This window comes from Chloroflexota bacterium, assembly GCA_013152435.1.
Classification (GTDB): Bacteria; Chloroflexota; Anaerolineae; order DUEN01; family DUEN01; genus DUEN01.
Genome location: JAADGJ010000076.1, coordinates 140,649 through 159,580 on the forward strand (window position 1 = coordinate 140,649; position 18,932 = coordinate 159,580).

At 63.4% G+C, this 18,932-nt stretch carries 16 protein-coding genes; 11 read left to right on the forward strand and 5 right to left on the reverse strand.

Translation table 11 applies throughout. The annotated features are described in order from the left end of the window. Positions 1–23 precede the first annotated feature (23 nt). From GXP39_11285 to flgL, 3 genes are read left to right on the forward strand one after another with little or no spacing between them, the layout of a single operon-like run. Complete coding sequence (locus tag GXP39_11285) at positions 24–509, forward strand: hypothetical protein (protein ID NOZ28620.1); 486 nt, start codon at positions 24–26, stop codon at positions 507–509. A gap of 44 nt (positions 510–553) precedes the next feature. Continuing rightward, on the forward strand, positions 554–1,924 hold the full coding sequence (gene flgK / locus GXP39_11290; GenBank protein ID NOZ28621.1) for a flagellar hook-associated protein FlgK: 1,371 nt from the start codon (positions 554–556) through the stop codon (positions 1,922–1,924). Positions 1,925–1,936: 12 nt separating this feature from the next. Beyond that, entirely contained in the window at positions 1,937–2,827 is an 891-nt protein-coding gene (gene flgL / locus GXP39_11295; GenBank protein NOZ28622.1) for a flagellar hook-associated protein 3, read from the forward strand. A gap of 533 nt (positions 2,828–3,360) precedes the next feature. On the opposite strand, the gene GXP39_11300 is transcribed toward flgL, so the two are convergent. The 5 genes from GXP39_11300 to GXP39_11320 all read right to left on the reverse strand — a co-directional run bounded on the left by GXP39_11300 (position 3,361) and on the right by GXP39_11320 (position 8,645). Beyond that, positions 3,361–4,017, reverse strand: a complete 657-nt coding sequence (locus GXP39_11300; GenBank protein NOZ28623.1) for a helix-turn-helix domain-containing protein — start codon at positions 4,015–4,017, stop codon at positions 3,361–3,363. A gap of 41 nt (positions 4,018–4,058) precedes the next feature. Continuing rightward, positions 4,059–4,814, reverse strand: coding sequence for a sortase (locus GXP39_11305; GenBank protein NOZ28624.1), 756 nt, complete (start codon positions 4,812–4,814; stop codon positions 4,059–4,061). Between the two features lie 611 nt (positions 4,815–5,425). Continuing rightward, a complete protein-coding gene (gene fliD / locus GXP39_11310) occupies positions 5,426–7,204 on the reverse strand; it encodes a flagellar filament capping protein FliD (GenBank protein ID NOZ28625.1) in 1,779 nt (592 codons plus the stop codon). Between the two features lie 140 nt (positions 7,205–7,344). Next, the gene (locus GXP39_11315) at positions 7,345–7,680 is read right to left on the reverse strand and encodes a flagellar protein FliS (GenBank protein NOZ28626.1); all 336 of its coding nucleotides are present in this window, start codon (positions 7,678–7,680) and stop codon (positions 7,345–7,347) included. A gap of 89 nt (positions 7,681–7,769) precedes the next feature. Next, the gene (locus GXP39_11320) at positions 7,770–8,645 is read right to left on the reverse strand and encodes a flagellin (GenBank protein ID NOZ28627.1); all 876 of its coding nucleotides are present in this window, start codon (positions 8,643–8,645) and stop codon (positions 7,770–7,772) included. Between the two features lie 1,088 nt (positions 8,646–9,733). On the opposite strand from GXP39_11320, the gene GXP39_11325 reads away from it, so the two are divergent. The 8 genes from GXP39_11325 (at position 9,734) to GXP39_11360 (ending at position 18,742) form a co-directional block, all read left to right on the forward strand. Beyond that, on the forward strand, positions 9,734–11,734 hold the full coding sequence (locus GXP39_11325; protein ID NOZ28628.1) for a tetratricopeptide repeat protein: 2,001 nt from the start codon (positions 9,734–9,736) through the stop codon (positions 11,732–11,734). 45 nt (positions 11,735–11,779) lie between these two features. Then, a complete protein-coding gene (locus tag GXP39_11330; GenBank protein ID NOZ28629.1) occupies positions 11,780–12,754 on the forward strand; it encodes an NAD(P)-dependent oxidoreductase in 975 nt (324 codons plus the stop codon). 13 nt (positions 12,755–12,767) lie between these two features. Next, a complete protein-coding gene (locus tag GXP39_11335; protein NOZ28630.1) occupies positions 12,768–13,493 on the forward strand; it encodes an NTP transferase domain-containing protein in 726 nt (241 codons plus the stop codon). A 15-nt stretch (positions 13,494–13,508) separates the two neighbouring features. After that, a complete protein-coding gene (locus GXP39_11340) occupies positions 13,509–14,657 on the forward strand; it encodes a DegT/DnrJ/EryC1/StrS family aminotransferase (GenBank protein NOZ28631.1) in 1,149 nt (382 codons plus the stop codon). Beyond that, positions 14,654–16,381, forward strand: a complete 1,728-nt coding sequence (locus GXP39_11345; GenBank protein NOZ28632.1) for a carbamoyltransferase — start codon at positions 14,654–14,656, stop codon at positions 16,379–16,381. Before GXP39_11340 ends, GXP39_11345 begins: the two co-directional genes overlap by 4 nt. After that, on the forward strand, positions 16,378–17,085 hold the full coding sequence (locus GXP39_11350; GenBank protein ID NOZ28633.1) for a WbqC family protein: 708 nt from the start codon (positions 16,378–16,380) through the stop codon (positions 17,083–17,085). Before GXP39_11345 ends, GXP39_11350 begins: the two co-directional genes overlap by 4 nt. After that, a complete protein-coding gene (locus tag GXP39_11355; GenBank protein ID NOZ28634.1) occupies positions 17,082–18,041 on the forward strand; it encodes a GNAT family N-acetyltransferase in 960 nt (319 codons plus the stop codon). Before GXP39_11350 ends, GXP39_11355 begins: the two co-directional genes overlap by 4 nt. A gap of 71 nt (positions 18,042–18,112) precedes the next feature. After that, the gene (locus tag GXP39_11360) at positions 18,113–18,742 is read left to right on the forward strand and encodes a hypothetical protein (GenBank protein ID NOZ28635.1); all 630 of its coding nucleotides are present in this window, start codon (positions 18,113–18,115) and stop codon (positions 18,740–18,742) included. Positions 18,743–18,932: the final 190 nt, after the last annotated feature.

The window sequence follows — 18,932 nt, forward strand, 5'->3', positions numbered from 1 at the left end:
CTCTATCCCCGGCTGGGGCGGATATGGAAAACCGCCTGTTGGACGTACTGAGGCAGGAAGCGGCCGCGTGCGCTTCTTTGTTGGTGAGCGCGCGGGAGATCCAGAGAGCTCTGCTGGCGGCGGATTCGCAGGAGGTGGAGCGGGCCAGCCAGCGGCAGCTGAAGATGTTGGCCACATTGCATCGTATTGAGCTCGCTCGAAGGGCTCTCCTGGTGGCCTGGGCGGATCGCCATGGGATGATGGCCTCAACGGTGACGGTGGCCGATGTGGCGAATCGGATGGACTCCGATCTTGGGAAGGAACTGATGCGCCAGGCGCGAGTGGTCGCCGATCGCCTGGCGGAGCTGTATCTGGTCAACCAGTGCAATAAATCCGTGGTGAACGTGGAGTTGGGATTGCGGCGGGCGCTGTGGCAGTATTTGGTGGGGGAGGAGACGGCGTTGGTGTACGGCCCCAGGGGGCCAGGTGGTGGCCGGAAGGGCGGTCGATTGGTGGAGCGTCAAGCTTGATGGCGGCCGAAATGGTGACGTGGGTCGGGGGGAGACGGTAACCTATGGTGTCATCATTCTTTGGCCTGCAGATCGGTCTCAGTGCTCTTCGAGCGCATCGACGCTCGATGGAGACCATTACCCATAACATCGCCAATGTGAACACGGAGGGATACTCTCGGCAGGAGGTATCCCTGGCTTCGCGTTGGCTGCCGATAAATCAGCGTCCGGGAGGGGGATTCCTGGGCGCCGGCGTAAACGTCGTGGACGTGCGCCGATATACCTCTCGTTTCCTGGCGGAGCAGATACGGCGTGAGGATGGGGAGAAGGCGCGTTGGGAGGTGTTGGGAGATGCTCTCCGCCGGGTGCAGGTGATCCTGAACGAGCCGTCCGAGGAGGGGCTGGGGGCGGCGCTGGATCAATTTTGGAGTGCGTGGCGGAATGTGGGCGCGGATCCTACCAGCTTTGCCATGCGAGCGCATCTACGGGAGATCGCGGAGGAGCTGGCCAATCTGATCCGGCAGAAGTACCAGGAGCTGTTGGCGCTGCGCGAGGAGCTTGCCGAGCGGATTCGCGACGCCATCCGGCAGGTCAATGATCTCTCCTCTCGCATCGCGGATGTGGATCGTCAGATCCGACAGGCGGGGAGCGCCGCCGGGACCCCCAATGATCTCCTGGACGAGCGGGATCGGCTGCTGGCGGAGCTGGGACGGGTGATTAAGATCTCGACGACGATTCGCGAGGACGGCGGGGTCACGGTGAACGTGGGGGGGCATCTCCTGATCAGCAAGCGGGGTGCCCATGAGATCTCGGAGAGCACCGAGCCGACGTGGGCCGAGGACGGAACCCCGGTGCAGGTGCTGGGGGGGGAGCTGGCCGGTCTGCTGCAGGCTCGGGAGGAGGAGGTCCCCTCCTACATCGATCGACTGAATGAGCTGGCCGGCACCCTGATCTCCAGCGTGAACAGCGTGCATCGGAACGGATATGGCCTCAATAACGCGACCAACCTGGACTTCTTCCAGGGCACGGATGCCAGCGATATCGCCGTGGCCGAGCCTATCCGGGAGGATCTGGACAACATCGCGGCGGCGTCCGAGCCTGATGCGCCCGGGGATGGCAGCCACGCGCTGGATATCGCGGCGCTGGCCGATCAGCCGTTGATGCCCCAGGGCACGACGCCCGGGTCGTTCTACAACACCATGATCTCCCTGCTGGGGGTCGAGGTGCAGCACGCGGACGCCGTCGCTCGCAATCAGACCGTGCTCCTGCAGCACCTGGGTGAGCGGATGGACAGCATCGCCGGCGTCTCGCTGGATGAGGAGACCCTCAAGCTGGTGTCGTCGCAGAAGGCCTATGAGGCCGCGGCTCGCGTGATCACGGCTATGGATGAGATGCTGGATCGGCTGATCAACAACACCGGATTGGTAGGTCGGTAAGCGGAGTGAGAGATGCGGATTACACAACGTCGCCTCATAGAGGAAGCCAATCAGAACATCTCGGATCATTTGAGCCGGCTGCAGCGCTTGCAGTCCGTGGTGGCATCGGGAAAGCGGATTCAGAAGCCGGAGGATGACCCCATAGGCGTGGAGCGGGCGCTGGAGATTCGGTCCCATCTGCGGGGGCTGGAGACGACCTTGCGTAACCTGGGGCTGACGACGGACTGGCTTGGGGCTACGGATAAGGCGTTGCGGGATTTGGGCGATGTGGTGAAGCGAGCGCATGCGCTCGCCCTGCGGGCCGTGAACGAGGCGAATCAGTCTCCAGAGGCGTTCCAGGGGTGGATCGTAGAGGTGGACGCCATGCTGCGGCAGGCGGTGCAGATCGGGAATTCGAGCCATCGCGGCCTGTATCTCTTCTCCGGCCGCAGGGTGAATACCGCGCCGTTTGAGCTGGTCTCCACGCCTACCCCGCAAGTGATCTATCACGGGGATGGAGGAGCCCTGGAGCATGAGTTGGAGGAGGGGCTGCGGATCCAGATCAACGTTCCTGGGGACCATCCGCTCTTTCAGCAGGTATTTGACTCGTTGACCGGCCTGCGCTCCGCTCTGGAGGCGCAGGATACGGATGGGATCCGCAGCTCGATCGAGGACATCGAGCAGGCCCTGGATACCACGTTGGAGGCGCTGGCCGTGATTGGATCCCGGGCCGATCGGGTCGACGCGACCGAGTCCCGCCTCCGGGAGTGGGAGCTGGATCTCCGTCAGCTCCTGAGCGATGTGGAAGATGCGGACATGGCGGAGGCGGTGTTGAACCTGAACGTGGAGGACCAGGCCTATCGGGCCCTGTTGGCCGCCAGCGCCCGGCTGGTCGGCCCCTCCCTGGTTGATTATCTCCGATAAGCTCTCCGGCCGTGATCGTGGCGCGGGGAGCCGATGCGGTGGACATGCGGGCCGGATCACCCGGCCCGTTTTCTTTTGGGGCTCAGAGCGGGTAGGACTCCCTGTCTGGTGTTGGTGGCCCACAGGAGGCCATTCCCGTGGGCGGGGGCGATTCATGAATCTCCCCTGCCCCGGCAACCCCATGAGGGAGACTGCCTCAAAGCGCACCTGAAAATTTGCGGTACGGGAATCCCGCTTTTCCGGCCTGCACCTCTCTGCCCCATTCGCATCAACGGAACAGCATGGGCGAGGCCCCCGCCTGTCGCTTTCTTCCTCCACGGGCGGTCGCACCTGAAAGGGGAGGTGCGGAGGGGAAGCCCCTCCGCAGAAAAACGCTTTCTCTCGCCTTTTCCCTGCCTGGTTGGGGCTTTGGCCGGTGGCCTCGGCCCCACGGGGCAGCGGCCTGCACCTCTTTGCCCCTTCCGCTGTGTGGTGTGAGGACAGAAAGAAGCCGGGCGTCTTTGCCCGGCTTGAAGCGATTGGAGGCCGTCTTCCTATGCGTTAGGATCCGGTGTGGGATCCTCTTGGGGTGGTTCATCCGCAGCGGGCTGGCGGGGCGGTAGCAGATCGGCCTCAGAGGATTCCGATCGAAGGATCCGCTCCACCTCCGACCGAGGGATTCGCAGCCTCTTACCGGATGGAAGCCGACCTGCCCGGATATATCCCTTCTTGATGTACCGTCTTACGGTGCCCGGGCTGACCCCAAGATAGCGAGCGGCCTCCCTCACGCTGATCCACTCCTCGAGAGGGGGCTCTTCTTCCCCGTCGCTATGCGAGTCCCCATCTTTTCCCAGCTCGACGACGGTGGTGACGACGCCCAGGTCTTGGATCTGTTGTGCCAGACGATCGAGGGAGATGGGGATCTCCGCGATCTGGGCGTGCAGGTCCCGTACCTGCAAGAAGAGCTCCGTTTGGGCGGCGTCGAGTTCCTCTACGCGGCTGCTGACCTCGGCGATCTCCCGCTCGATGCGTGCGATGGCGTCCTCCTGCCCCCTTCCCGTGACGGGCTCCTGGTGGTTTGGGGTGGGAGCGGGCTCGACGACGCCTGGACCTAGGTACAGCAGACGCCAATGCCGACCGCTGACGGGCCATCGGGCCAGCGTCTTCAAGAGGTAGATTTTCTTCCCATTGGCTCGATCGGTGCTCGGCATGGCCTGACTCCGAGATGTCGTTCGATCGCCTGACGCAGACGCTATTCCGTGACCGGCTTGGCGATGACGATCACGCGATAGGTGTTTCCATCCGGAGGCCAGCATGTGACCAGGGTCAAGCGTTCGTCCCGCGTCGGGGCGATCCAGCGTGCGTTCTGGCGCCGCTGCTCCAGCGGCGCGCCGGCCTCCTTCACCAGGAACTTGTCCACCACCCGGTACTGATAGGGCCGGTCGTCCGCGTATAGGATCACGAGATCCCCCGGCTTGAGGGCGATCAGGTGTTCAAAGACCTTTCCTTCGATATTGTGATGTCCTGAGATTACCGTGTTTCCCACGTGGCCGGGCAGAGCGGAGTCCTGATGAAATCCGGCCGCGTAGGAGGCTGTCTGCCACTCTGAGAACCAACGTCCGTCTCGCTCCTGGGCGGACCACCCCACGGTCACCACCGGCGCGTCCAGATCGATGCTGGGAGCGACGATCCGGGTGGGTGGCGACTGCGCTGGGATCCTGGGTTGTGGCCGTGTAGGCTCGGGTGTAGGCGTGGATGGCACGGCCGTGGGCTCCTCGTCCGCGACGGTGGCTTCCGGCGTGGGCGCGCCATCCGGAAGTGCGGGCACGGCTTCGCCTGCATCCGTCACGGTGGGGTCGTCCGCTGACGGGCCGATGACCACGGCCAGGTGGATGCCGCTGCATCCCACGAGCCAGAGGATCATCAGGCCCAACGTGAGGGCTAGTATGGTCTTGCCCTGGAAGCGATGCTGTCGTCCGTACGGTGTTGGAAGCGATGATGGCGACATATCCCTCACCCTTATGCCCGGCTCTCGTGCCACCGTTGCACATGGACGCCGGGGAGACGGCCTGTGTCCCATCAACTGAGAGCGTGTCTGAAAATTTACCGGCCAGGTGTCTGAGGGTCTCCCTCAGCTATCAGCTCCACAGGGGGAGGTGTGGAAGGGACCTCCCCTCCACAGAAACCCCGCTTTCCGGCCTGCACCTGCCCTTCTCGGCCCTTCCCGAAGGACTCGGTCCGGGGCCGGACACGTCAAGAAGGACTTTTCCGGAGGGACGGAGCCCCTCCGGGCCTCCCCATAGCAGAAGCGGCGGCATTTCTCGGACACACTCTCAGGGATGCCCCCTCCTCGCGGCGTTGCGCCGCGAAGGAGGGGGCTCCAGGGGGCAGGCTCTCCCGGATTCCACGTCCTGTGCAGGGTGCCGCACGAGAGTTCGGATGTTTTTGTAAACTGCACGGTCCATCTGTCTCGGAGACCGGCGAGGCTTTCTCGCCGATCCTGGCGTGTTCTCCCCAGGCGGGTGGCGTGAAAGCTCCACCCGCGGCGGCTGTCAAGCTGTCATGGCCATCTCCGTCGGCTCGCGTGCCCTGGAGCCCTGGTGGGCCCTGAGGGACACGCTAAGCCAGACGGCTGAATGAGCCGAAGAGCATGGTGCCCAGCGTGAACTGGGTGGCGTTCGCCGCGTAGATCTGGTCAAACAGCGCCGTGTATTGTCTGCGGAGGGAGGCCTCCTGCAGCTCCATGCGCTCCTCCATCCGGTCCAGCGTCTCGTTGGTGTCCTCGATCTGGTTGTCGATGTTCTCAATCAGCCGATCCATCAGGCTGTCCACCGTCCGGGTGTACGGATCCAGCCGGCTGGAGAGCCGATCCATGAGCGCATCGAACAGGTTGGCCACCCCCTCGAAGTTGGAGGAGAGCGCCTCGTTGAGGGCGCCGCTGTCGCTGATGACCAGATGCAGGTTGTCGTCAAAGGTGATACCGATCTCGCTCAGCGAGGTGGGATCCCCGGCCGGCAGGGTATCTACCGAACGGATCAGATCTGTGATCAGGGAGAGGCGTAGCCGATAGAACGTGGGCTCATCGGCCAATCCGCCGCGGGTGTACGTGGTGCTCGACGTCGAGGTCGTATCGGTTTGCGTCTTCAGGTAGTCGATCAGGTCGTTGAATTTGGAGATGAAGTCGTTGATCGTGTTCGTGACGGTCTCCGTGTCGGCCGCGATGGTGAGATCGGCTGTGGCGTTCGTGCCCTCGTCGAGCAGGTTGAGCGTCACACCGCGGATGATGTCGGTGAGCCCCGTGTTGCTCTGACGGGTGATGCTGATCCCGTTCACCGTGAAGCTCGCGTCCACGGCCTGTTGCAGGGTGACCAGGAATCCGTCAGAGGTATCCACATCTCCTGTTCCGCCATCTCCCAGAATACCTAGCCCACTGCTCCCGGTCCCGGAGAGGACCGTTCCGGAGATATCGCTGGCTACGATCTGATGGCGCGTGCCCGTATTCGCAGCGGTCAGGACGAGGTGCCGATCCACGACGGTGGCCGTGACCTCGTTTCCCTCCGCGTAGGTGCCGTTGTTGATCGCGCTGGCGATGTCGACCAGCGTATCACTGGTGTCCACCGTGATGGTGGCGCCCTGCGCGTCGTAGCGGACGCTGGCTGCACCGTTCCCTCGCCATCCCTCCGTGAAGGTACCCGTGCCGAAGGTGATGGTCAGCCCACGCCCGGTATCGTAGGTCTGGCCGGCGACCGCGCTCAGGCTCTGCCAGCCGGACGTGAAGGTGGAAGCATCGTTGACGCTTGCGATGCTGACCGCCTGGCCGTCCTCATCGACCAGCCGAAACTCCCATGTGCCCGCGTTGTCGCGAACCTCCACATAGTATGTGCCGCTTCCGAGCTCTTTCTGTCCCGACGTGATGCTGGTCCCGACGCCGAAGTTGTCCACCGTGTTCGCGACGGTCACCAGATTGGACACGGCGCGATTCTGCAGCCCGCCGATGACGAAGGTGCCGGACAGTCCCAGCGCCTGATCGATGTAGAGCTGTTGCTCCGATCGAACCTGGTGTGCTCTGGCGAGCGTCTGGATGGAGATGCTGTACGTCCCCTCACTGGCGAGGGACGTGGCCGTCGCCGTGACGACGTCGGTATCGCTGCTGGTAGCGGTTTTGCTGCCGAAGACGGAGGAGGAACTGGCCGCCAGGCTGTCTACGACGTTGTCCAGGTCGTCCAATCGCGACTGGAGGCTTGTGTACAGAGAGCGAGTGGTGTTGAGCTGATCCAGTTGAGCTTCGATCAACTGGTAATTGCGCTGGTAGTAGGCCATAGCCTGGGTAACCAGCGCATCCAGATAGTCGGAACTTACGGTGGAGGCGGAAGACAGCCCCGAAATCAGGCTTACCATGGCGACCCTCCCACTCGAAGATGTTGCGTTGGCTGAGCGCACCCTCCTCTGGCCCTCCATGTGGGGCGGTTGCCGGGGTGCCCCAGGGCCGTCCTGTTACGCTCATGCCGTCCCATCGTCATGCGGTTCCCCTTCATGCCTTAATGGACATTGGTTTTCGGGGGCGATCCTTGCTCCACGAGGCACTGAATCCAGGCACTGGCAAGCTCTCGGAGCACCCTCGCTGCCTCATCGAACTGACCCTGTCGCGCCATATCGTTGCAGTACTGGTACAGGTAGTAGAGCTGCACGGCGATGTCGCCCTGGCTCATGTCCAACGCCTTGATCAGCGTGTTCACCGCCTGGGTGGTCTTGGCCAGATCGCGACGAGCACACCCCACCAGGGCGGCGTCATAGGCCATGAGCACCAGCTGCAACGGCGTGGCGGACATGATCTGACTCCTCTTGTAGTTGCGCAGTGCGATCTGTGGATTCATCTGTCCTCCCCCCTGGTCTCCAGGTTATGGAATGGCCGAGCTCAGGGTGGGGAACTCCCCACCCTGAGCCCGTGCCGGGATCATGAAGGCTATCCGGCTATCAGCTGTAGGACGGATTGTGGTGCCAGGTTCGCCTGAGCGAGCATGGCGATAGCCGTCTGTTGCAGGATCTGGTACTTGACGGAGTTCAACTGCTCCTGTGCCATATCCGCGTTCATGATTCGGTTGTAGGCCGCTTGTGTGTTGACCTTGCCGATGGCCAGCGTGTCCTCCTTGAAGGTCAGCCGGGCGACCATGGAGCCGATCTCGGACAGGGCGTTCGACACCGTCGAGATGGCGTCGTCCAGCGTGTCCATGTAGGCCCGGGCGCTGGCCGCCGTGCTCACGTCGTTGACGGTGTAGGTGCCGCCGCTGACGCTGGCCAGGTCTCCAAGGCCGTTGGTGCCGGTGCCCTGCACGTCGAACGCCTGGTTGAGCGACCACTCGGTGTAGTTGGAGGACACAGGGCCCGTCTGGAAGTCGAAGTCCGCGGTGCCGTCCAACAGGGCCTGGCCGTTCCACAGGGTTGTGCTGACGATGTCATCGATCTCCTGGGCGTACTGGGCCAGCTCGTTGGCGATGTCGCTGCGCTCGTCGCTACTCAGGGCGTCGTTCGCAGCCAGCTCCGCCTTGGCACGCATCTTGCCCAGGATCTCGTTGATCTTCTTCAGACCGCCCTCGGCCACCGCCAACAGGTTCTTGGCGTCGCCGATGTTGTCGATGGCCACCTGCATGCCGGTCGCCCGCACGTCCAGCTTGGTCGCCAGGGTCAGACCGGCCGGGTCATCCGCAGCCTCGTTGATGCGCTTACCCGTGGAGAGACGGGTCTGGGCCAGCGCCAGGTTCTTGTTCACCTCGCGCAGCGTGTTCAGAGCGTTCAGAGCGGCGATGTTTGTGTTGATCCGGGTGAAATCAATCGTTGCCATCTTACTTACCTCCTCTACCGTCCTATGGATCTCTCATTTCAGATCAGAGTTGAATTGCGAATCTTCGTTTTGGTCCAGGTTGTCAGCCTGTGGCGTTGCAAGGCGCCTTTGCGAGAATGCTCCGTCCCGAGACGTTCATGCGTATCGAGCGCTTGTGCACCTCCTTACCCAACCGGATTGCCAGTGCGCCTGGCTTATGGGTGTTTCTATCCCTCATATCGGCGGGGTGTGTCATCGGATTTGTAAACGTCCCGTAAGTTTCCTTTACAATTCGCTTTATGGATGCGGGGCGAGGCCGTATTGCGCATCGTCGTGGGCGGCGAGGGCTCTCAGCCTGCATGGACCTCTCCCGATCTTTTCCGCTGAGGGGCAGGTCGGGGATGGGAGAAATGCTTTCCCGGAGGGGCACGGCTTCTCAGGGGACCCGCCGTAGCCAGACCAAGGCGGTAGGGCACGGCAGCGTCGTGTCCATTCGCATCAACGGAAGGACTTTGCTCAGTCTTGCCTTGCCCGGCTGGGGCGGGAGCTCTGGCCTGTGGCCTAAGCTCCCGCCGGACAACAGTCCGGCGACACAGGGCGGACTGCTGTCCGCTTGGAGCATGTATGGGCAGGTGCAAAGACTCGAGACATGACCCTTCAAAGGGGCTGTGTCCCCCTGAGCCTCCCTGGGGATGTGGAAGCATGCCCCCCTGGGGCTTACGTTGATGCCAGTGGGACACGGCAGCGCGTGTCCTTGTTTCCGCCGAGAGAGATGCCATACCCCGGCATCGGACGAGGCTGTTACGGACCTTTTACGCCAATATAATGTCGTCTTTATGTTGCCGCTCGCCTCCTCGGCTACACTGTTCCCGGAAGATCAGCCCTAATCTATGGAATGTCCTCGTGTTGCATCTCGTATGCAAGCTTCGCCTGCCGGGGCGTGTCTGGTGCGAGGCGATGCAGCCGGGCATGCAAGGCGACCCTACCCCACCCTCCTTAGCCCCCTCTCCCTTGGGAGAGGGGGCCGTAGGGAGGGGGTGTCGCCGTTTTTGGACGTGATGGCCCGGGCGAGAAACTCACGTGTGTAGCGCTGGATGTGAGGTGACCGAATGGGGAAGCGTCGCTCGGCAACCCGTAGGAAGCGCAAGGGGAACCCCACGCGCTCGAAGGCGCCGCGAACGGCCCAGGAGCTGTGCCGACAGGCGGCGGTGGATTACGACAATGGGGAATACGAGCGGGCCGTTGCCCGGCTGTGCAGGGCGTTGCAGATCCGCCCCCGGGTGCGGGACGCTCATTTCCTGTTGGGGGCCTGCTATTTCAAGTTAGGGCGGCTGGAGGAAGCCGCTCAGGAGGCCGAGGCCGAGCTACGGATGCACCCGGACCATGCCCTGGCCTGGAGTTTATTGGGACAGGTACAGATGAGCCAGGGACGGACGGCCGAGGCGCTGGAGGCCCTGGAGCGGGCGCATGAGATCGATCCACACGACGTGGAGATCGCCCGCCATCTGCATCGGGCACGCCTTCGGGCGTTCGAGGAGGAGCGCAAGGAGGTCTCCGTCCCGGATACGGCCCCAAAGGAGTGGCCGTCCATCTCCGTCTGTATGATCGTGCGAGACGAGGAGGAGACCCTGGGGCGGTGCCTGGATTCGTTGGGGGACCTGGCCAGCCAGATCGTGGTCGTGGATACGGGCTCGCAGGATCGGACCGTCGAGATCGCCCGGGCGTATGGGGCGGAGGTGCACTACTTCGAGTGGATCGATGATTTCTCGGCGGCGCGCAATGAATCCCTGCGGCATGCTCGTGGGGAGTGGATCCTCTGGCTGGACGCGGACGATGAGCTGAGCCCCCGGGCGGTGGCCCAGATCAAATACGCCGTCGCATCGGGGTGGGCGGACGCGTACACCCTGCGCGTCGTCAGCCATCTGCCCGACGGGGCGCAGGATATCGGCTTCCATACGCGTCTGTTCCGGAACGGCCTGGGGATCCGATTCTACGGACGGATTCATGAGTCCGTCTATCCGGACCTCGTCGCCAAGGGGCTTCGGTCCCTCGATACGGATATCACGGTCGTCCACCACGGGTATGAGGAGGATCCGGAGGTCCTCAAGCGCAAGCACGCCCGGAACCTTCCCTACCTGGAAAAGGAGTTGGAGCGACATCCGGATAACGCCTCGCTGTGGTGCTATGTGGGGCTGGCGAAGCTCAGCTTGGGGGATGAGGTCGGCGGCGAGGAGGCCCTTCGGCGCGTGGTGGAGGACGAGCCGATGGGGCTGTACTTCGACCAGTACCGGTTCTGGGCGTGGGCCTCGCTCTTGCGCCTGTACATGCAGCGAGAGGATGAGAGCGTTCTGCGCGAGACGCTGGATCAGGCTTTGCAGGAGTTCCCCGAACATCCTTACCTGTTGGCGGTCGCGGGCGAGGCGGCCGTGAAGCGCGGCGACTTCGCCGCCGCGCTGGAGCTTTTCACCCAGGCGTATGAGCGCTGGGACGCGTCCACTTACGGCCTGCGGCCGAACCGCAGGTTGCTGACCCTGCAGGTGGCGACGTGTCGCATATTGCTGGGACGCCCGGAGGGAGACGCATGGCTCGAACGGGCGGGTGATCTGCCCCAGCGGGAGTTTGAGGAGTACTTGCGTTGGCTGGTGACGATCGGCCGCCATCGGGATGTGGGTATCACGCGAGTTCTGGAGGCGGTGTTGCGACACTGGCCGGAGCATCCGGCCGTCTGGAAGGGCCTGGCCCTGGTGTACGAGCAGCAGGGAAGCCGGGTCGCGGCCTATGGCGCATGGGTGCGCGCGGTGGAGCATGGCGTGCCCAAGGAGGAGGCCGCCCCTCATATGTCGACGCTGGCGGCCAACAAGACGAATGGGACCTCCCTGGATGGCGAGCAGGGGGAGGATCGCTCCCTGGTGCTGTTGGGGCGTGGCATGTTGCACATGCAGACGGGGCGGTTCGTCGAGGCCGCCGAGAGCTTTGCCAAGTTGATCGAGGCGGACCCTCAGGACCTGCAGGCGTATCGCTACCTGGCGGTCGCGCTGCAGAAGATGGGGCGGGAGGATGACGCGATCGATGTGTGGCGAATGGCCAAGAGCCTCGCATCCGGCGGGTGAGGTCGTCGTGTCGATCCCATCTCTCCTCGGACGGGGTGAGGTTCGATGAACGTTCTGGTCACCGGAGGGGCTGGATACATCGGGTCGGTTACCGTGGCGGAGCTGCTGCGGCGGGGCCACCGTGTGCGCGTGGTGGATCGCCTCCTATTCGGAGGCGAATCGCTGTTGGGGGCGTACAACACACCATATTTCGACTTTGTGCGGGGGGATATCAGGGATCGGGGAACTCTGTCAGACGCTCTGGATGGGGAGGTGGACGCCGTGGTCCACCTGGCCGCGATCGTGGGGGATCCCGCCTGCGCGAGTCAGCCGGAGGAGGCGAGGCAGGTGAACTACGAGGCGACGCTGGGCCTCGTGGACCTCTGCCGGGAGAGGGGCATCTCGCGCTTTGTGTTCGTCTCCACGTGCAGCAATTACGGTATCAGCGATCCCTCCCAGCCGGCCACGGAGGAGAGCCCGTTGAACCCCGTGTCCCTATATGCGGAGACCAAGGTGGGCTCGGAGCGGTATATCCTCCAGGCCGCCGATGACGAGTTCCGGCCCTGCATCCTGCGGCTGGCCACGGTCTTTGGCCTCTCGCCGCGGATGCGGTTCGACTTGTTGGTGAACGAGTTCACCCGGGATGCCCTCCTGCATAGGAAGCTGGTGGTGTACGGCGAGCAGTTCTGGCGGCCCTACGTGCACGTACAGGATGTGGCAGAGGCCATCGTCACCGTTCTGGCCTCGCCGACATCCCTGATCGCCGGCCAGGTCTTCAACGTCGGCAGCGATTCCGAGAACTACCAGAAGCGCCAACTGGTCGAGCTGGTCCTCCAGCAGATCCCGGGTACCCAGGTGGAGACGGTGCCGAAGGGAGACGACCCTCGCAGCTATCGCGTCTCCTTTGCGAAGATCGCCCGGATATTGGGCTTCCGGCCGCGATGGCGCGTCCCGGACGGGATCGCCCAGGTAAAACGGGCGTTGGAGCAGGGGGTCTTTGACGATCCCTTCTCCACGAGGTATCGGAACACGAGAGCGTGAGGGTAGGTGCGTGATGAAAGCGATCATTTTGGCGGGTGGACGGGGTACGCGATTGGCGCCATATACGACGGTGTTCCCCAAGCCGCTGGTTCCTCTGGGACATCGCCCCATCATCGACATCATCATCCGGCAGCTCGCGTATTACGGCTTTCGGGATATCGTGCTGAGCGTGGGCTATCTGGCCGAGCTGATTCAGGCCTACTTCCAGCAGGTCAACGGCCGGCTTTCCCATGTGAGGCTGACGTACATCCAGGAGCGCAAACCGCTGGGCACGGCCGGCCCCCTGGGGATGATCCCCGGCCTGAACGAGACGTTCCTGGTCATGAACGGGGACGTGCTGACGACGTTGAACTACTCCGATCTGGTCGCGTACCACCGGGAGAAGGGTGGGATCCTCACCATCGCCATGCACAAGAAGCGGGTCAAGATCGACCTGGGCGTGATCGAGACGGATGAGGACGGCGTGCTGACCGGGTACGTGGAGAAGCCGGAGAAGGTGTACATGGTCAGCATGGGGATTTATGTGTACGAGCCCGATGTTCTCCGTTACATCGAGCCGAACCAATATCTGGATTTCCCCGATCTGGTGCTGCGGCTGCTGGAGAACGGCGAGCGGGTGGTGGGGTATCCCTGCGACGCACACTGGCTGGATATCGGCCGTCACGAGGATTATGCCCGGGCGCAGGAGGAGTTCGAGCAGCGGAAGGCGGCGTTCCTGCCCGGCGACGGAATTCGATGATCTGGGGGTGCTGCCGTGTGGCGCGTTCCTTTGTTCGATCTCACTTTAGGGGATGAGGAGCTGAAGGCGGTGGAGCGGGTGCTCCGGTCCGGATGGCTGACGATGGGGGAGGTCACCCGGGAGTTCGAGCGGCGGTTCGCCGAGTTCCTAGGCGTCCGGCACGCCATCGCCGTGGCCAACTGCACGGCCGCGCTCCATCTGGCGAATCGGGCGCTGGGCATCGGCCCCGGCGATGAGGTGATCTGCCCGGCGCTCACCTTTGTGGCGACGGCGAATTCCGTCGTGTACACGGGCGCCCGGCCGGTGTTCGCCGACATCACCGGGCTGGACGATCTCAGCATCTCGCCCGCGGACATCGAGGCGAAGATCACGCCGAGAACGCGGGCGATCCTGGTGGTGCACTATGCGGGCTATCCGTGCGACATGGATCCGATCCTGGAGATCGCAAGGCGGCACGGGCTTCGAGTGATCGAGGACAGCGCCCATGCCCCCGGCGCCGAGTATAAGGGGCGGAAGTGCGGCACCATCGGGGACGTCGGATGCTTCAGCTTCTTCTCCGGCAAGAACATGACCACCGGCGAGGGGGGGATGGTCGTCACCGATGACGACGAGCTGGCCGAGCGGATCCGGCTCATGCGCTCCCACGGGATGACCAGCCTGACGCTGGATCGCTACAAAGGGCATAGCTTCAGCTATGATGTCGTCGAGCTGGGATACAACTATCGCCTGGACGAGATGCGCTCGGCGTTGGGGCTGGTCCAGCTGACGAGGCTGGCCGACAACAACGACCGACGACGGCGGATCCACGCCTGGTACCGGGAGCGGCTGCGCTCCGTGCCGGGGATTCGCGTCCCGTATTCCGATCCCGTGGGAACCCCGGTGCATCATATCTTCCCCGCGATCCTGGACGAGGGCATCTCCCGGCGCGCGTTCATGGGCGAGATGAAGGCGCGAGGGGTGCAGACCAGCATTCACTATCCCCCCATCCACCTGTTCGAGTTCTACCGGCGCGCCTTCGGCTTCCGGGGGGGGCATTTGCCGATCACCGAGGAGGTGGCCCGGCGTGAGGTGACATTGCCCCTGTACCCGTCCATGGACGAGTCGGACGTGGCGTATGTCTGCGACGCGATCCTGGAGTCGATCGGGGTGGAGGTCGGGCTATGAGGATTCTGGGCATCAACCACGATATGTTCATCTCCTCGGCGGCCCTGATTGAGGACGGCCGAATCGTCGCGGCCGCGCCGGAGGAGCGATTCACGCGCGTGAAGCGTACCCGGGACTTCCCGATCCACGCCATCCGGTACTGTCTGAAGGAGGCCGGATGCCGGATAGAGGACGTCGATTACGTCGCCTCCTCCTGGAACCCCGGCGTGTATTTCAAGAAGTTCAATCCCCTGTTCTCAGGCCGACGCCGATGGAAAACGGAGTACCTCTACTCGGTGCCCGACCACATCCTGTCCCTCTACCCGGATGAGGAGAGGGATGTGGATTACGTGTTCCAGCATATCCGGCTGTTCGGTGCGGACTGCAAGATCTATTACATCACCCATCATCGGGCCCATGCGGCCAACGCGTTTCTCCTCTCCCCATTCGAGGAAGCGGCCATCCTGACGGCGGACGCGCAAGGTGAGTTCGAATCCACCACCTTTGGCTACGGCCGAGGCCATCAGATCACGGTGTATCAGTCCATTCTGTATCCCCAGTCGCTGGGAGGGTTCTACAGCACGTTCACCGAGTACCTGGGCTTCCGCCCCAACTCGGACGAGTGGAAGGTGATGGCCCTGGCCGCCTTCGCCGACTGGGAGAACGTCTACTACAAGATCCTCAAGGACGAGGTGGTGAGGCTGCTGCCGGACGGCCGCTATGAGTTCGATCTGACCTTTTTCAAGGGGTACAACGTCGAACAGCCGAACCTGTATACCGAGAAGCTGGTGGATCGCTTCGGCCCACCCCGGCCGCCCGGCGGCGAGCTGCACATCCGGCACTACGAGATCGCCGCCGCCATGCAGCGCGTCGCGGAGGAGATCGCTTTCCACATGTTGCATTGGCTGTATGCGCAGACCCGGAGCAAGAACATCGTCGTCTCGGGCGGGTTCTTCATGAACTCCGTGTTGAACGGCAAGATCCTCAGCTATACGCCCTTTGAAAACATCTTCATCTCGTCCTGCCCGGACGATAGCGGAAACGCCATCGGGGCGGCTCTGTACCTGTACAACCACATCCTGGGACACGAGCAGCGGGAGCCGCTACGACACAACTTCTTCGGCCCGGAGTACGACGAGGAGGAGATCCGGCGCACCCTGGAGAAGTACAACGTCCGCGCCCGTCGCGTGGACGATGCGGCGGCGTACTGCGCCCGGCTGATCAGCGAGGGGAAGTTGGTCGGCTGGTTCCAGGGGCGGATGGAGTTCGGCCAGCGGGCGCTGGGGAACCGGTCGATCTTGGCCGACCCGCGTGACCCCAGGACGAAGGACCGGGTGAACCTGGCGGTGAAGTATCGGGAGCCCTTCCGCCCGTTTGCCCCGGCGGTGCTCGCGGAGGAGGCCCCTGCCTACTTCGAGATGGATGATGGGGTGGGCGTGCCGTTCATGGAGAAGGTCTACCCGATCCGGCCGGAGAAGCGGGCCGTGATCCCGGCGGTGACCCATGTCGACGGCAGCGGGCGGCTGCAGACCGTGGATCGGGAGACCAACCCCCGCTTCCACCGGCTGATTGAGGAGTTCCGGCGCATTACCGATGTGCCGGTGGTGCTCAACACATCCTTCAACTTGAACGGCGAGCCGATCGTCTGCACGCCCACGGATGCCATTCGCACGTTCTTCTCCTGCGGGCTGGACGCGCTGGTGCTGGGGGATTACGTGGTCTCCAAGAACGGGGATCTGCCATGACGACGGTGTGCATCCATCAGCCGGACTTCGCCCCCTGGATCGGCTTCTTCGATCGACTGATCCAGAGCGACATCTTCGTCGTCTTGGACAACGTGCAGTTCCTGCGCCGGGGGTGGCACAACCGGGACAAGATCAAGACAGCGCACGGGACCATGTGGTTGACCGTCCCCGTGAAAAAGAAGGGGCGGTACGGGCAGCTGATCCGTGAGGCGGAGATCGATAACACCCGCAGGTGGCGGGAGGAGCACCTGAAGAGCCTGCAGACCTGGTATGGGGGCGCTCCCCATTTCGACGCCTACTTCCCCGGCGTCCGAGAGATCTATCTGCGGAATCATCGGCTGCTCATCGATCTGAACATGGACCTGCTGGCGTTCCTGATGGCGGCCTTCGACATCCAGGTGGAGATCCGAAAGGCCTCATCGTTGCCTGTGACGGGGAAGCGGACGGATCTGCTGGTGGAGATCGTGAAGGCGGTCGGCGGGGATGTCTACCTGAGCGGGTTGGGTGCCCGGGCCTATCTGGAGGAGGAGAAGTTCGCCCGGGCCGGGATCCGGGTCGTCTGGCAGGAGTTCGAGCATCCGGTGTACCCGCAACTGTATGGCGAGTTCATCCCGAACCTGTCCAGCCTGGACTTCCTCTTCAACTGCGGCGAGCAATGCCGGGCGATCCTTCGGCGGCAGCCCGCGGTGGTGATGTGCGGATGACGATCCGGGCGGAGGTGGTGGAGAGGCCTCAGGAGCTGGAGGAGATCGCTCGTCTCCTCCAGTATGCGCCTTATCGATATTTCCCGGCCCTGGCGCCGGATCGCGTGTCGCTCTATCTGGAGCGATATCTGGCGGGGAAGGTGGCGGAGCCGGGGGCCACGGTGATGGTGGCTCGCGGCGCCCGTGACGAAACGGGGGTGGCGATCCTGCAGGACCTCCCGTGGGACACGGAGCACTTTGGGTGGCGCTGCGGCAAAATCGAGGTCTTCGCCACCCCGGCGACTTATGCAGCGCAGGAGAGGCTCGTGCGAGCCCTGGTCCGGGAGATGGTCGATACGGCCCGGACGCAGGGGTACGCCTTCCTCTGGACGAAGTGCGATGGTGGGTTCTTCCCTCTGATCCACACCCTGGAGGGGGAGGGATTCCGCCTGATGGATTGCGAGCTGACGCTGGTTCATCGGGGTGGGCCGATCCCCGAGAGCCGAACCCGGTATCGGGTGGAGATCGTGCGGAATCGGGAGGTGGCGGGCCTGGATGATCTCGGCGGGCTCTTCTCGTTGAGCCGCTTCCACGCGGACCCCAGGATCCCGGACGATCTGGCGGATGGCCTTTGGCGAAAGTCCATCGCCAACGCCTGCCGAGGGTTCGCGGACGAGGTCGTCGTTCTCCATGACGGCGATCGGCCGGTCGGCTTTGTGGTCTGCCGGGATGATCGACTCGCCGGCGAGCTGTTCTCCCGGCCGGTGCGCTCATTCTTTCTGGTGGGCGTCGCCCCTGGCTATCAGGGCCAGGGCGTGGGCCGGGAGCTGATGCGCGCGGCCCTGGGGCGCTCTCTGGCGACGACGGACCTCATCGAGGTGGAGACGCAGGCCCGCAACCGGGCGGCCCTGGCGCTCTATCAGGGGAGCGGATTCCAGGTTGTGGCGTCGGAATACGCTTTCCACGGCTGGCTGTAGAGGAAGGAACGCCCTTGTTGACATAGATGGCATGACCACGGTTCGTGCAGCGTTACCGTAGGGGGTGTGTGATGAAGGTATTGGCGATTGGGGCGCATTTTGACGATGTAGAGCTGGGATGTGGTGGGACGTTGGCTCGACATGCTCAGAATGGGGACGAGGTCATCATCTATGTGGTCACGAACTCCGGCTACACGGATTATGCCCAGCGGGTGATCCGGAGGCCGGAGATCGCTCTGGCGGAGGGGGAGAGGGCGGCGGAGATTCTGGGCGCCTCGCGCCTGCTCTGCGGTGATTTTCCGACCAATGACCTGCAGTTCAATGAGAGGCTGGTGTGCAGCCTGCGCAAGATCATCGACGAGGAGGAGATCGAGCTGATCTACACTCACTGGATCGACGACATCCATTTGGATCATCAGAGCGTGGCCCGGGCCACGCTCTCGGCGGGGCGTCACGTCCCCCGGATGTTCATGTACCGCAGCAATTACTACGATACGAACAAGTTCTTCCGGGGCAACTTCTACGTGGATATCACCGACACGATCGAGCTCAAGAAGAGGGCCATCATGGCTCATGAGTCGGAGTACAACCGTATCGGCGAGAAGTGGCTCCGGTTCTTCATGAACCAGAATCAGAATGATGGGCAGAAGATCGGCGTGGAGTACGCGGAGTGCTTTGAGGTGGTGAAGTACCTGGTGTGAGAGCGTGTCTGAAAATTTACCGGTAAGGTGTCTGAGGGTCTCCCTCAGCTATCAGCTCCACAGGGGGAGGTGTGGAGGGGACCTCCCCTCCACGAAAACCCCACTTTTCCGGCCTGCACCTGCCTTTCTCGGCCCTTTCCAAAGGACTCAGGCCGGGGCCGGGCAGGTCGAAGGCGGGAGAAGGGCGTTT

Coding starts and splice junctions, on each gene's coding strand:
- flgK (NOZ28621.1), top strand. CDS start 554: ATGGTGTCATCATTCTTTGGCCTGCAGATCGGTCTCAGTGCTCTTCGA.
- GXP39_11360 (NOZ28635.1), top strand. CDS start 18,113: ATGAAGGTATTGGCGATTGGGGCGCATTTTGACGATGTAGAGCTGGGA.
- GXP39_11320 (NOZ28627.1), bottom strand. CDS start 8,645: ATGGCAACGATTGATTTCACCCGGATCAACACAAACATCGCCGCTCTG.
- GXP39_11305 (NOZ28624.1), bottom strand. CDS start 4,814: ATGTCGCCATCATCGCTTCCAACACCGTACGGACGACAGCATCGCTTC.
- GXP39_11330 (NOZ28629.1), top strand. CDS start 11,780: ATGAACGTTCTGGTCACCGGAGGGGCTGGATACATCGGGTCGGTTACC.
- GXP39_11315 (NOZ28626.1), bottom strand. CDS start 7,680: ATGAATCCACAGATCGCACTGCGCAACTACAAGAGGAGTCAGATCATG.
- GXP39_11325 (NOZ28628.1), top strand. CDS start 9,734: ATGGGGAAGCGTCGCTCGGCAACCCGTAGGAAGCGCAAGGGGAACCCC.
- GXP39_11350 (NOZ28633.1), top strand. CDS start 16,378: ATGACGACGGTGTGCATCCATCAGCCGGACTTCGCCCCCTGGATCGGC.
- flgL (NOZ28622.1), top strand. CDS start 1,937: ATGCGGATTACACAACGTCGCCTCATAGAGGAAGCCAATCAGAACATC.
- GXP39_11335 (NOZ28630.1), top strand. CDS start 12,768: ATGAAAGCGATCATTTTGGCGGGTGGACGGGGTACGCGATTGGCGCCA.
- fliD (NOZ28625.1), bottom strand. CDS start 7,204: ATGGTAAGCCTGATTTCGGGGCTGTCTTCCGCCTCCACCGTAAGTTCC.
- GXP39_11300 (NOZ28623.1), bottom strand. CDS start 4,017: ATGCCGAGCACCGATCGAGCCAATGGGAAGAAAATCTACCTCTTGAAG.
- GXP39_11355 (NOZ28634.1), top strand. CDS start 17,082: ATGACGATCCGGGCGGAGGTGGTGGAGAGGCCTCAGGAGCTGGAGGAG.
- GXP39_11345 (NOZ28632.1), top strand. CDS start 14,654: ATGAGGATTCTGGGCATCAACCACGATATGTTCATCTCCTCGGCGGCC.
- GXP39_11285 (NOZ28620.1), top strand. CDS start 24: ATGGAAAACCGCCTGTTGGACGTACTGAGGCAGGAAGCGGCCGCGTGC.